The sequence below is a fragment of the Enterococcus sp. C57 genome (assembly GCF_040887305.1).
In the GTDB taxonomy this organism is placed as follows: Bacteria; Bacillota; Bacilli; order Lactobacillales; family Enterococcaceae; genus Enterococcus_B; species Enterococcus_B hirae.
This window is the reverse complement of sequence record NZ_JBFOFP010000007.1, coordinates 22,589-34,689: the sequence shown is the minus strand read 5'-3', so window position 1 is coordinate 34,689 and position 12,101 is coordinate 22,589. Positions and strand designations below refer to the sequence as shown.

Annotated in this window: 15 protein-coding genes and 1 pseudogene; 4 read left to right on the top strand and 12 right to left on the bottom strand. The window is 31.6% G+C overall.

Annotated elements, in window-relative coordinates:
* Positions 1–157: 157 nt before the first annotated feature.
* On the top strand, positions 158–967 hold the full coding sequence (locus AB5M32_RS09475) for a hypothetical protein (RefSeq protein WP_161651805.1): 810 nt from the start codon (positions 158–160) through the stop codon (positions 965–967).
* 654 nt (positions 968–1,621) lie between these two features.
* Positions 1,622–1,894 (top strand): hypothetical protein, encoded by a 273-nt coding sequence (locus tag AB5M32_RS09470; RefSeq protein ID WP_010737819.1) that lies wholly within the window; start codon positions 1,622–1,624, stop codon positions 1,892–1,894.
* Positions 1,895–2,107: 213 nt separating this feature from the next.
* Here the strand turns inward: AB5M32_RS09470 and AB5M32_RS09465 are convergent, their stop codons facing one another.
* The 3 genes from AB5M32_RS09465 to AB5M32_RS09455 all read right to left on the bottom strand — a co-directional run bounded on the left by AB5M32_RS09465 (position 2,108) and on the right by AB5M32_RS09455 (position 5,445).
* Complete coding sequence (locus AB5M32_RS09465) at positions 2,108–2,521, bottom strand: DUF4231 domain-containing protein (protein ID WP_010718761.1); 414 nt, start codon at positions 2,519–2,521, stop codon at positions 2,108–2,110.
* Between the two features lie 1,484 nt (positions 2,522–4,005).
* The gene (locus tag AB5M32_RS09460; RefSeq protein ID WP_081123338.1) at positions 4,006–4,698 is read right to left on the bottom strand and encodes a DNA-directed RNA polymerase subunit omega; all 693 of its coding nucleotides are present in this window, start codon (positions 4,696–4,698) and stop codon (positions 4,006–4,008) included.
* Between the two features lie 414 nt (positions 4,699–5,112).
* Positions 5,113–5,445: a putative quinol monooxygenase gene (locus AB5M32_RS09455; RefSeq protein ID WP_161651480.1), complete on the bottom strand. Its 333-nt coding sequence runs from the start codon at positions 5,443–5,445 to the stop codon at positions 5,113–5,115.
* Positions 5,446–5,536: 91 nt separating this feature from the next.
* On the opposite strand from AB5M32_RS09455, the pseudogene AB5M32_RS09450 reads away from it, so the two are divergent.
* Positions 5,537–5,733, top strand: a pseudogene (locus AB5M32_RS09450) (DUF5960 family protein); the annotation flags it as partial.
* Between the two features lie 555 nt (positions 5,734–6,288).
* Here the strand turns inward: AB5M32_RS09450 and bsh are convergent.
* Entirely contained in the window at positions 6,289–7,263 is a 975-nt protein-coding gene (bsh, locus tag AB5M32_RS09445; protein WP_002287105.1) for a choloylglycine hydrolase, read from the bottom strand.
* A 162-nt stretch (positions 7,264–7,425) separates the two neighbouring features.
* On the opposite strand from bsh, the gene AB5M32_RS09440 reads away from it, so the two are divergent.
* Complete coding sequence (locus AB5M32_RS09440; protein WP_002295273.1) at positions 7,426–7,683, top strand: hypothetical protein; 258 nt, start codon at positions 7,426–7,428, stop codon at positions 7,681–7,683.
* Between the two features lie 231 nt (positions 7,684–7,914).
* Here AB5M32_RS09440 and AB5M32_RS09435 read toward each other — a convergent pair whose 3' ends face one another.
* The 8 genes from AB5M32_RS09435 to AB5M32_RS09400 form a co-directional block, all read right to left on the bottom strand.
* Positions 7,915–8,346, bottom strand: coding sequence for a DUF4231 domain-containing protein (locus AB5M32_RS09435; protein ID WP_368024424.1), 432 nt, complete (start codon positions 8,344–8,346; stop codon positions 7,915–7,917).
* A 250-nt stretch (positions 8,347–8,596) separates the two neighbouring features.
* Positions 8,597–9,616, bottom strand: a complete 1,020-nt coding sequence (locus tag AB5M32_RS09430; RefSeq protein WP_368024423.1) for an N-acetylmuramoyl-L-alanine amidase — start codon at positions 9,614–9,616, stop codon at positions 8,597–8,599.
* Between the two features lie 10 nt (positions 9,617–9,626).
* Positions 9,627–9,824 carry a phage holin gene (locus tag AB5M32_RS09425; protein WP_204640344.1) on the bottom strand — a complete coding sequence of 66 codons (198 nt, stop codon included), beginning with the start codon at positions 9,822–9,824 and terminating at the stop codon, positions 9,627–9,629.
* Positions 9,824–10,045 carry a hypothetical protein gene (locus AB5M32_RS09420; RefSeq protein ID WP_010718827.1) on the bottom strand — a complete coding sequence of 74 codons (222 nt, stop codon included), beginning with the start codon at positions 10,043–10,045 and terminating at the stop codon, positions 9,824–9,826. Before AB5M32_RS09420 ends, AB5M32_RS09425 begins: the two co-directional genes overlap by 1 nt.
* A gap of 46 nt (positions 10,046–10,091) precedes the next feature.
* Positions 10,092–10,220 carry an XkdX family protein gene (locus tag AB5M32_RS09415; RefSeq protein WP_080292486.1) on the bottom strand — a complete coding sequence of 43 codons (129 nt, stop codon included), beginning with the start codon at positions 10,218–10,220 and terminating at the stop codon, positions 10,092–10,094.
* 1 nt (position 10,221) lies between these two features.
* Entirely contained in the window at positions 10,222–10,611 is a 390-nt protein-coding gene (locus tag AB5M32_RS09410) for a hypothetical protein (protein WP_368024422.1), read from the bottom strand.
* Between the two features lie 15 nt (positions 10,612–10,626).
* Complete coding sequence (locus tag AB5M32_RS09405; RefSeq protein ID WP_164907415.1) at positions 10,627–11,151, bottom strand: hypothetical protein; 525 nt, start codon at positions 11,149–11,151, stop codon at positions 10,627–10,629.
* On the bottom strand, positions 11,151–11,510 hold the full coding sequence (locus AB5M32_RS09400) for a hypothetical protein (RefSeq protein WP_010720100.1): 360 nt from the start codon (positions 11,508–11,510) through the stop codon (positions 11,151–11,153). Before AB5M32_RS09400 ends, AB5M32_RS09405 begins: the two co-directional genes overlap by 1 nt.
* Between the last annotated feature and the right edge of the window lie 591 nt (positions 11,511–12,101).

Here is a 12,101-nt window from a genome sequence, read left to right as displayed (position 1 = left end):
AAATTCACATTTTTTATTTTGTAATTTAATTTTTAGATAAAAAACAACTTTGTATATCTTTAGACAAGTATTACAGAATGATATATTTTTTTATTAGGAGGTTTATTCCTTTCATTCCTACATGGAAGGAAAATATTTTTATTTTTGGAGGAAAAAAATGGGAACTTTTTTAGTGTTAGTAGGTTTAATTGGTATTTGTTGGGGGTTAGTAGGACTAATTCGATCATTTTTCAAAAAAGGGAATAAAAAACGAAACTTTATTATTATAGGAACAGCATTTATTCTTATGATTTTCGGAGCGTCTATCTCTCCTACCAGTCATTCCGATAGTTCAAAAGCAAGCACACAATCTGAAAAAAAGATCGAAACAAAAAGAACATCAAGTACTTCTAGTGAAGAGCAGCTGAAACAAAAAGCTGAACGTAAAGAAAAAGAAAAACAAAAACTTGAAGCTGAGCGTAAGAAACAAGAAGAAGAAAAACAAAAACTTGAGGCTGAGCGCAAAAAACAAGAAGAAGAAAAACAGAAAATTGAAGCTGAGCGTAAAGCACAAGAAGAACGTCAAAAACAAGCTGAAAATGAAGCAACAACAGCACTATCACAAGCTGAAGCTCATCCAACTAGAGAAAACTATAACTCAGCAGCTACTTTAATCCAGGCTATTCCAAACGGCAATCAACACTTGTCTGCTCGACTAGCTACAGTAGATGCAACGATCAAAGCCAATGAAGCAGCTGAAGCAGAACGACAACGGCAAGCTGCGGCCGCACAAGAACAAGCCAATCAAGTTGCAGCAGCACAAACACCGCAACAAAACAACGAACAAACGGTTTATATTGCTCCAGATCATGGTACAAAATATCATTTAAATCCGAACTGTTCGGGACTTAACAATGCAAATTCTGTCGTAGCTATCTCGCTGCAAGAGGCCCAAGCACGTGGATATACGTTGTGTAAGCGTGGTTAATCTAAAATAATAAAATGAACTGTGACAGCAGTGTCTAGCTCTGATAACTAAGCCGGAGAATCCGAAAATAGTCTCTACTATTTTGGACTCTCCGGCTTATTTCAAGGAGTTGATGCTTGAACACCGTGAATCAGAGGTTGTGAAAAGAGCGTTTTGACCTGAGCGTTAAGTATGAAAATCTCGAAACAGCTCCTCATGTTTTGAGATTTTTTGACTTATCGCCGAAGGTCAGCTCTTTGAACACCGTTTAGAGCAAGAGGTTGTGAAAACATCGGGGAGCTCCGATGACAATAAGAAAAAATTTTTTGAAATAGTTTCTCATATTTTGAAAAATTTAGGCTTATTTCAAGGAGTTGATGCTTGAACACCGTTTATCCATTTTCAAAGCACAATGTAAGATTTGTCTCCCTAATTTATTTTTTATTGTGAACATTTCCGGTGTCCGGTCTCTCCTAACTTTACTTAAGCATGGTCATACAAAAAAACAGAAAATTTTTACAGCCATTCCTCTGATATTAATAGTCGGATATTAGCTTAAATACCATAAATTTTTTTGCGTTTCTCCTTTACAAAAAGAACGTTTGTTCGTATAATGCTATTAAAGAATATTTACGGATTGGCATCCTCGAAATCGCTCATAAGGGAGAGTCCACAATGATTAAGAAATATGGCACAGTAACAAAAATAAAAATACTACAAATTGGGGCTCGTCCCTTGATAAGATTTAGCTTGAATGATACGAACTGTTTAATCGCTGGTCATGGTTTAAACTTTCTTGCTGAAGTAGATGAAGGAATGAAATTAGTAATCAGTGGCTATTATAATCAAAGAAACCAATTGGTCGTCAAAGAATATCATGTGCTCGGTCCCACGAAAATACTGATTGATTTTAAAAAAATCAAGAAAGAATTTATTGGTAAAAAATAAAAATTAGTTTTGAAGTATATAACTCCCGTCTAAAAAAATCAGAACTTTTTTGTAAAAGAAAAAAGGTATCCATCTGTCTCAGCTAGTAGGTTTGGATACCTTTTTAAATCAGCAAAATTAGGTTCATTTTTTATTTATATATAAATGCTGTTCTAGGATTACTTGTTGTTCCTATCTCTTTGGTACCTTTCTATCTTTAAACGGATGATATGGTTAATTGCTTACTTGATTAAAGTCAGAAATGATATCATTCAACTCCGTTTGAAGTGTCGAAACAATCAAATGAAAATTTTCTTCATCCGTTTTATCATATGGGGATGTTTTTGTTACATAAAGTAGCTTCTCGTTTTCTATTTTCATTAGAACCTGTGTTGCGGTTTGTACTTTGTTTTGATAATTAAACGCAGACATCCCACTTTGAATAATCGTTATGATTGCGGAAGCAATCGAAACGACTAATAACAAAGACTTATGATCAGATGCCTCGTGAATTAAAATAGGAATAGCAGCAGATAATACGATTTTTATAATATTACCTATACCAATGATTCTATTATACGATTGAATATCTTTTTTTAATTTATTAATTGTAGAATCAATCGATTCAATAAACGCTTTTTGATCCATATCATTTCTCCATTCACATTATTAAAATTTGGTCGTAAAACTATTATAATTGGATTTACCTATGTTTCAGCTAATTACAAATCAAAACAAACGGCTATTAAATAACAATCATTATTTTATCAAAATAATGATATATTTGTCAATGATAGTATTCGTGCACGGATAAAAGCTATTGAAAAGATCTGAACAAAGATTTAATCATTACAGACGACATAAAAATCACATTTGATGTATGCTCACAATCTCTGACCAACCGAGCAAAGTAAGCTTGATTGATTTAAAAAATTAAAACTGTGAATACTATTGCCCACAGAATTGACAAATGTGCCCATCTCTCCCCTAACTGTCCATAATGGTAGATATTTGTAAGCAGTGCCTAACCAAAAAGTTGGCATGAAGCATGAAGATATAAGTCATAAAGATCTCTCTATTATTCAACTATATGATCAAGTGTCATATGAAAGTATTGAACGAACTTCGATAAGTCCAATGACTATATCAATAATCAACAACGAAAATTTTCTGGACAAAATATTTCTCTGCCAACAAACCAAAAAAGGATGGCTATAATTAGCCATCCTTTTTTATAAATACCTCAATGAGTATCATTTTTCATTTTAAAGGCAAATTGTTTTGGATAATTATTTTTAATAATTACCTAAAACTCCTTATCTTAAAGACGTTCGTTCAATTCTTTGGCAAGGTCTTCAAAGCCTGGTTTGCCTAGAAGTGCGAACATGTTTTTCTTGTATCATGTGTACATTTATTACTTTTTTTCTCTTTTGTACCGTTAGAAAACGCCGAAATATCAGTATTTTATCTATCTCCTGCTTTTTCCATCTTTTCTGGTTTTTAATATCACTATCACCAAAACTATCACTAGTTTTTCTATTATTTTTACTTTTTTATATGCATATTGAAACCGGAGTTAGAACAACTAATATAAGAACGAAAAAAACTCAGCCAAGAATGATTGGTTGAGGTCTTTAGCTACTCAAAGTCAGATTTGAATCTTTCGGTTTTAAATTTAGCAAAGGATTTAATGAAATCATTGATTTAATCTCTAAAGGCACAATTTCACATCTCATATTATTTTTCCTTATTTGTAAAATTTTTTCTAGGTATTCTCTACATATATACCTCCGATTTGTAAGTAACGTTAATGGTATAGAGATACCACTTAAGACAAATAACCGATCACAATCCACCAGAACTGGCATGCGAAATGGCGATTTAATTCTAGAAGTCTCTTTATTTGGTAAAATTTCAAATCTATTTAAAGGTGGAAGACCTTTTTTAATATGTTTTAGTCTTTTTGAAGTACAAACAAAAAAGACCTTTCCCCGTTTCCTGTCGTTCAGCAAAAATATAAATATGTACTTCCCCTCCATTTTGAGAGGAGATATTTTTGTAGAATAATCAAATAAAAATTATTTAGCAACAAAATACTATTTTGTTAAAGAAATTTAAACTAAAAAATGCATCTATTTTCCTGTATGTTCAGTCACGATTTCTTGTGATCTGTTTGCTGTGTCTTCTACATCGCTTTTGGCTTTTTCCAGTTTTTCAATATAATTATTCAAATTACTGTTTTCTGATTGCTCTTTTTCTAGTTTTTGTTGAGTACTTTGCAATTGGTTTTTAATAGTATTTTTTTCATTTGACAATTGATTAATTTGTTGATTTAAACTATTAACAGTATTTTGAGCATCATTAAATTTATTTTGTTCTGTTTGTAAACGATTATTCCAATCAGTGTTTAATTGATTTATTTCAGCTATTTTTTGATTTATTTCATCAATTTTAGCATTGATTTCATTTTGTTTACCTTGCAATTCAGCATTTTTTCCTGATAATTGATTCTCTAAATTTGTTTTATCTATAGTTAATTGATTTTTCTCATTTTCCAAAGTCAACACTTTTTGTTTATATTCTTCAACGTTAGCCTTTACTTGCTCAAGTTCTTGATTATTTGAAGATAATCGTGAATTTAAACTACTAATATTTTGCTCTTTATTCTCTAGTGCTTTATCTAATGACTCCAAATTATGATTGATTTGTTCAATATTATCTTCTCCACCCCATAACAAAATGTCATCGGCAAAGTTTTTCCCTGCGATCCCTGCTAACACTAATCCACCTATAATTAATCCACTTACTACAATTTTCTTATTCATATCACCATTCTCCTTAACACAAACTGAACCAATTATAGTTAATGATTTCACAATCAGTCAATTTAAATATATATTTTTTTATTTTATTTTTATAAATCTTTTTCTTAATTCGGATAAAGTCAGATGTAACTGCATACAAACATTATTTTTAAAACATTGTATTAATTAATTTAAAATTAGATACAGTTATTAAATTCACATAAAAAAGTCTACTCTTTCGGATAGACCAAAACATCTAACACATTTATTTTACCAATTTAAGAGATTATATATTCTATATTTTTGAAATAAAAAAACACCCGAAGGTGTATAAAAAATGGTTTAGTTATAGATAAATTAACTTAAGAGTACTGTTACTACAAGTGTTCTTCTCACTCTAAAGGAAAAACTATCCTATCAAATAAAATAAGAACTTTATTTTCTTGTAAAAGCGGAGTCTTTTGCGGAAATATTTTTTATATCTGTTACATATCTTTCAACTTTCATATGCAAATCATATTTTTCTCTAAGTTTAGTAATATGAGCCATCATCGGAGATTCATGATGTTTGTCTAGTGCATCTTGATCTGTCCAACTATCAATTAGAAGAATTGTGTCCTCATCATTCATTGAAAAAAAGTATTCATATTTAATATTGCCTTTTTCTGCACGGATATCTTCTACAACTCCAGTTGAAACCATCTCTTTTGCAAATTTTTTCGCATTTCCATTTGTACCACTATAATAAATGTTCACAGTAATAGCCATTTCTTTACCTCCTTGTATATTTATCTATCCTTATATACCCTGTAGGACTCGAACCTACGACAGGACGGTTATGAGCCGTCTGCTCTGACCATTAGCAATAGAAGATAGCTTATTAATTAATCTCTATTATTCCAATAAAAACTACTTTAAAATCCCTGCTGCGAAAACGAGCATGAAGAAAGATGTATATTTGATATCGTGACGAATGTGTCAGACGCACGGAGCGGTCATCGGCGTTATGACTATATAAAGTATACTTTCGTTGATCCAGAAAGGTATAAAGATTAAAGTAGGCTACCTAAAAAGGTAGCCCGGAACGGATTTTATCACCATACTTATAAAAGGAGATATTTTTAAGTTAGTATTAAGATTGTGTAATATGATGATATCTATATTTTATAGTATCAGTGCTATAAAACCAAAAATAAGTCACTAATTAACTACCACTCCAATTATAAGTCTTTTTCCCATTATTTTTTATAGTTATATGGTATGCTTTTTAATGGCTTCAAATATAAAAGAGTTTAAAGCGTAATACACTTAAGGGAAGTGGTTTGGGGTGCGCTTTAAACTCTTCTTTATTATTATCTCACAGCATGCTTAAAAGGTCTATGGATTAAGTTATGTAAAAAAATGCCTCTTTAAACGTCCTAAAATCCAAACAAGGATAGCATAATATACACTATCGTTGATCCAGAAAACAGGTAAATAAATTTTGCAAAAGCAATAAGTTAAAAACATTACAAAAAAGACAAGGATATCACATCAAGAAAAAATGTTTTGAAAATATCTTTGCCTTTTTTGTATTATATCTATATTAAATAATCAATCACAACACATTAACTAATTTATATATTTAATTTGTTGTTTTTCTATAATTGGATAACTAATTAACTTATGACTATCTAAGTCTTCTTTATTCATATCAATTGCAGTAATTTGACTGTCTTCATATGTTCGATAATAATAGATTCCTTTGTCAACATTGCAACAAGAAGAATAAATTGTATATTCATATTTTCCATCACCAACATCACACAAACCTTTTTGTTGTTCTACTGAACCTAAGATATGGAAAAATTGACTAATACTTTCTGACTCTGAATCTCCAGATACAGAATTCAGCTTCGTAAAAGTCGCTTTAACAAAACGAGATACTGAGGATAAATCTCCAGGCAAGCCTATCCCTCCCATACCGCGGCTATAGGCATTCAAACTTATTTGATTTGAAAAATTATTTTTAGGAGTTTCACTCGATAAGACACGATAATTGTTTAAATTAAATAATTGATAGTCAAATGAAGGATTATTGGTAAGAACGCCCACAGGGTTATCATATATATGAAGTCCATCTTTCATACTTTCAATGACAATTGATTTTTCTTTATCAGCTAATAGCCAATGTAAAGGGGATAAAGGAAGTTCATCACTATAATTTATATTTGCTAAATTGATATTTTTTAACAATTTTTTAGCTTCTCCTACTGTTGAGCATTGTCCTAAAATCCAAGGAATAAATTCAAAAGGAGATACATTGTCTTTCCCTTCTTGTATTTCTTTATAATCAGCATACCCAGAAAAATTTAGCCCAGCCATACTCAATCCTTTTTCATTTGTCGCATCGTAATAAAGAGGATAGTCAGCTATACCAGCGGCAATACCAATCATTGCATAATGAGTATCCAAATCATTTACCTTTCGAAAATTCAACTTATAATTTCTTGGAGTAACAGTGACTACTTCATTGTAAGATATTTCATAATCAAAATTCCTTCCAAAATAATGATCACTTGTTACATAAGTAATAGACGTACACATAGTTTATTCCTCCTAAATATTGTTCTGTCCACGTTCATTTTACTCCAAAGTTTTCCTCATTTCAAAAGAAAATCACAGAATACACGAAGAAGCGTTTCTATTTGTATAAACTATATCAAAGTTCTATACTTAAATTATCAAATAAAAAGGACGTGAAGATAAATGTCAAATTTAGAAAACAAAGAAGAAAAAGTTGTAAACAAAATTGTTTCTGTTGTCAATAAACTGGATAAAGAGTTAGACGAACTTGATACGTTATCTGAAAATCCAGAAAAAAAACATAACCTAAAAAAATGGTTAGTTGAACGAAAGGCTATTCATGAAATTAAAAAAGTTCTTCATGAAGCTGATAAATATGAAAAATATGATGAAAAAGAACTTGATAAAGAATTTAAAGAAATCAATGACTTATTACTATAATTGATTTATACGACTCATTTTTGAGTCGTCAGACTGCAAACAACACTCTAAATTTAGGAGTTTGTCTACAGTCTGAATAAATTTTAAATTTATTGTCCATAATGTTATTATGAATTTATAGCATTAAGAAAAGAGATAAGACTTTACATTTTTTTAGGAATGTAAAGTCTTATCTCTTTTCTTAATTGTACAATTAGTATTATCTGCACTACTTTCTAATTAAATAAATTTTTAGTTATTAACTTGATTAAAATCAGAGATAATATCAATTAATTCAGTTTGAAGGGTTGTAACGATTAAATGGAAATTTTCTTCATCTGTTTTATTATATGGGGATGTTTTCGTTATATATAACAACTTTTCTTTTTCAATTTTCATTAATAACTCTGCCGAAGTCTGTACTTTATCTTGATAATTAAATGCAGACATCCCACTTTGTATAATTGTAATTATTGCTGAAGCAATTGAAACAATCAATAGTAAAGACCTGTGTTCGGAAGCCTGATCAATTAATATTGGGATACTAGCTGATAAGACTATTTTTATAATATTTCCGATACCAATTATTCTATTATAAAATCGAATTTCTTTTTTTAATCTATCGATTGTAGAATCAATAGATTCGATAAACGCTTTTTGATCCATCATTTTCTCTCCAATCATTTTATTAAAATCATTAACAAAAATATTATAATAGGATTTAACTAAGTTCTAACTAATCACACATAAAAATAAAAAAACATTTGTATTTTATCAAAGTTTTATTATACTTGTCAATTTGTGTACATCCTAAAATATAAGCTATTTGTTTACTTCTGTAGAATATATACTTTCTTGTTAGATAAGTTGCACATGTTTATAGAATCTAAATAATAATTTTTTATGTACCGCCCCTCAAAGAGGGGGGAATTTTTTATCGTTGTGGAATATTTAAATACCAACGCTTGTCATGAAAATCTTGTGCTCCACCCTTAGTATTTCCTTCTGGATCGTTTGTCGCACGCATCATTACGTAAACTTTTTTATTAGGGAAGTTACGCATATTGAAAGATACATGATAACCAACATTTCCAGAAGTATTATAAGCTTGATTTACATCTGGTCTATATATTCCATCAGCTTTTACTCGAGCTAATTCTTTCCCAGTATTGTAATCCATAATGAAGATATACTCGTATTTATAGTTAGCAATGTGCCATCCAGCTACATGCAAGTTTGCGTTTTCGATTTCTCCAAACTGATCAATGTGGGCGTAATTTGTTCCATCTGTCAGTGTAGGATTTGCTGCGCCTGCTCTAGTTGGATCAATGACTGGTTTATCCTCCGAAGTAGTTGGATTATCATCCGTAAAACCATGAGCTAAATCATATGCTAATTTTTCTTTACTTACGCCCATTTCAGAAAGATAACCGTAAGGATCTGTATGATCCCCCCAAATATTTTGTGTTACCCATAAATGCGATTTGATTCCTGGTTGGTTATAAGGCGTGTCCAATGTTAATGGAATACCATATTTCATTGCTGAATCTCTAGCCAATTCAACGTATGCTTTATAGTTTTTTTCAAAAGTTGCTTTATCATGTGTGTGCTGTAACTCAATCTGCACAGGACTGTTAGCATTAGCATACGAACCAGCACCGTACTGTACATAACCAGGTTGACCGACTTGATAAACAATTCCGCCGTCCCCCACAGTGTAAGCAGTGTAAGCACTAATCCATGAACGTTGCATATACTGCGCTTCATTGCGTCCTGTTGCTGTTTCATTAGCCGTTTCATGCAGTAAAATGTACTTATTATTTGCTACTTGTGAGCTACCTTCGTTTGGGCCCAAATTAAATTCATTGTTAATCGTATAGGCAAACCCATTAATTGGCAATAAAAAAAGAGCCATTAATAGGCTCATCGCAGTAATAGTAATTTTCTTTTTCATTTGTTTCCTCCTATTTTTTCAAATTATAAGCCGACATGCCAGTGATAACGCCTAAAAATGTTGCTACTGCATTGATAGTGAGTACTGTCATATCTGTTCCATTCCATCCATACGCTTTTCCTAACGTGGCTACTAATACAGATAAAGCGAGCAATACCGTAAGTACTGTCCATTTAATAATTTGATAATATTTATCGGGTAAAATCATTACTTCTCGCCTCCTTTCATTTCCTGAATATCATGTTCTGCTTCATTCATCCGTCCTTCTAATAGAAAAGTACGTTCAACAATATGGTTATGCTTTTCAACTTTTTTCTCCAATTGCTCAATTCGATAAATGGTTAGTTTGTTTGAAAAAACAATACCTGCAAACGTACCAACTAAAGTTCCTGCAATACTTAAAGCAGAAATAATTGCATCAATACTCATAGTTCACCAACTTTCCAACAAAAAAGCATACTCCAGGGAGCATGCCTTAACTTTCTTTATTAATAATTTTGTCTGCTTCTTCCTCTGTAATGCACAACGGAACAAATTGTCGAACTTGATCTGCAGTAAAGCAATTCCAGTCATACATCATTTTGATATCTTCATAGGAATACATATTATTCTCCCCCTTCATTTTTCGATGATTGAAGTTGATCTTTCAATAAATCGATTTCTTTACTGTTTTGAATAGTTGTAAGCATCGTTTTTGAATTGATTTGCGCTAATGAATCAGCTCTTTTAGTTAGTTCTTCATTCGCCTGTTTCAATATTTTATTATCATCTTGTAACCCTTCAGATAATTTCTCTAACAGAACTAATTTTTTAGAGAAATCTTGTGTGACAACTTCTTCCCATTTCCGTTCACTCGGATTCCAAAATTGACGATCTAATGGAACATCTGGCACTGGTGGTACAGAAGTATACGGAACTCCTTCTGGGAAATCATCTGGCATGTTTTCCCAGACCTTACAACCGACTGGATACATATATTCATACATTGTTTTCATTAGTTATTCCTCCTATTAATTTGGCCACGCATCATTTGTAAAATAGACGATGGTTCCAGAACAAGTTTGATTTTCTGGTAAATTTGTAGTAGAAACCATTACAGTAATTCCCGAAGCATTCGCATAAACAGATAATGCAGGATTTCGATTGGTTTTATTCGCCAAAGTTCCACCCCAACCTGTTAACGAAATCGGAGTATATCCTTTTGGAAAAGCCATTAAATTTTTCCATCCAGCAAAATTTGATGATTTATTTGTAATCTCAAAATTGGCTACTACAAGACGTCCCCATCGTTCAAATCTGACTAAACTTTCATTGGTAAAATCTGTTGTATTCGTTGTTTTTACTGTTTTTGAAACAAAACGATCTAAAATTACTGGTACATCATTTACTGTTGGTGTTTGTAAAAAGTTTTTAAAACCATCAACAGACTGATTACCAGATGTTTGTACTAATGCTTCAGCTCCATCAATTGCTCTAAAATGAGTTTTTAAATATTTAGGCACACCATTTTCTTTTAATTGCACAATATCAGACATTAAACTTCGCCTACTTTCTCAAATGTAATATTTGCTATTCCATCTAATTTTGCTTTATCTTCTTTGGACATTAACCCATTAGCGGCCGTCGTAGCTACAGATGTCGTTGTTGCATTTGTTCCAGGATCTCCCTTATCTCCTTTTGGTAATACAAAATTGAATCTAGCCGCAGATGAGGTTCCTACATTTGTAACAGAAGCAGTAGATCCACTAGTAACTGTACCTACAGTAATAGTTGCAGCTTGCCCAGGATCTCCTTTATCGCCTTTAATTGTTGTGGGTTTGCCTTCTACAGCGTTCCAATGAGTTTGAGGATAAACCTGAACATTATTCTGTTTTACTTTTACAATATCTGTCATTAGTTTATACCTCCCCTATTTTTTCAAAAGTAAAGTTTAAGCTTTTTTCATTTAATTCTTGGAGCTGTTTATTTATATATTCAATAGTCATGTTCCAAATATATTTATTTGGATCTTGAAAGTCTTTCAGTCCTATCCCTACATATTTATATTCTGTCGTTAAGCCAGCTCCCTCATCTTTTGTTAGATAATAAGGTGATTCAAATAAATTAGGCTGATATGGCGTAGCTATTGAAGCTTCTTCTAACTTGATATATTCTATGTTGATTGATCCATCTACTATTTGGGAATTACTATCTAAACGTAGATAAGTACGCTCTACTTGTTTCATTTCTACCACGCTACCAGTAACAGAAATAATTTTTGTTTCTCCCGCTAACATAGCAGATAAGTTCGTTCCCAGTAGAATATTGCCCCCGGGAAATTTTCTATAAGTTAGTCGAATTTTTGATAAGTCTCCTACAAAATCCTCATTCACTGTTACCTTAGCAGAAAGCGTATAGGTTGTTTTGGGTTTAATTTGCACAACATTACCTGTTTCAGCACCAAAACCAGAATTTCTGAATGTCAATTTTACACCTCTATTTTCGT

What these genes read in the sequence shown, in the direction of transcription:
- AB5M32_RS09425 (WP_204640344.1), bottom strand. Translation starts at nt 9,824, where the DNA reads ATGATTTTACCCGATAAATATTATCAAATTATTAAATGGACAGTACTT.
- AB5M32_RS09415 (WP_080292486.1), bottom strand. Translation starts at nt 10,220, where the DNA reads ATGTATTCCTATGAAGATATCAAAATGATGTATGACTGGAATTGCTTT.
- AB5M32_RS09405 (WP_164907415.1), bottom strand. Translation starts at nt 11,151, where the DNA reads ATGTCTGATATTGTGCAATTAAAAGAAAATGGTGTGCCTAAATATTTA.
- AB5M32_RS09475 (WP_161651805.1), top strand. Translation starts at nt 158, where the DNA reads ATGGGAACTTTTTTAGTGTTAGTAGGTTTAATTGGTATTTGTTGGGGG.
- bsh (WP_002287105.1), bottom strand. Translation starts at nt 7,263, where the DNA reads ATGTGTACGTCTATTACTTATGTAACAAGTGATCATTATTTTGGAAGG.
- AB5M32_RS09400 (WP_010720100.1), bottom strand. Translation starts at nt 11,510, where the DNA reads ATGACAGATATTGTAAAAGTAAAACAGAATAATGTTCAGGTTTATCCT.
- AB5M32_RS09430 (WP_368024423.1), bottom strand. Translation starts at nt 9,616, where the DNA reads ATGAAAAAGAAAATTACTATTACTGCGATGAGCCTATTAATGGCTCTT.
- AB5M32_RS09435 (WP_368024424.1), bottom strand. Translation starts at nt 8,346, where the DNA reads ATGATTGGAGAGAAAATGATGGATCAAAAAGCGTTTATCGAATCTATT.
- AB5M32_RS09465 (WP_010718761.1), bottom strand. Translation starts at nt 2,521, where the DNA reads ATGGATCAAAAAGCGTTTATTGAATCGATTGATTCTACAATTAATAAA.
- AB5M32_RS09460 (WP_081123338.1), bottom strand. Translation starts at nt 4,698, where the DNA reads ATGAATAAGAAAATTGTAGTAAGTGGATTAATTATAGGTGGATTAGTG.
- AB5M32_RS09470 (WP_010737819.1), top strand. Translation starts at nt 1,622, where the DNA reads ATGATTAAGAAATATGGCACAGTAACAAAAATAAAAATACTACAAATT.
- AB5M32_RS09455 (WP_161651480.1), bottom strand. Translation starts at nt 5,445, where the DNA reads ATGGCTATTACTGTGAACATTTATTATAGTGGTACAAATGGAAATGCG.
- AB5M32_RS09420 (WP_010718827.1), bottom strand. Translation starts at nt 10,045, where the DNA reads ATGAGTATTGATGCAATTATTTCTGCTTTAAGTATTGCAGGAACTTTA.
- AB5M32_RS09410 (WP_368024422.1), bottom strand. Translation starts at nt 10,611, where the DNA reads ATGAAAACAATGTATGAATATATGTATCCAGTCGGTTGTAAGGTCTGG.
- AB5M32_RS09440 (WP_002295273.1), top strand. Translation starts at nt 7,426, where the DNA reads ATGTCAAATTTAGAAAACAAAGAAGAAAAAGTTGTAAACAAAATTGTT.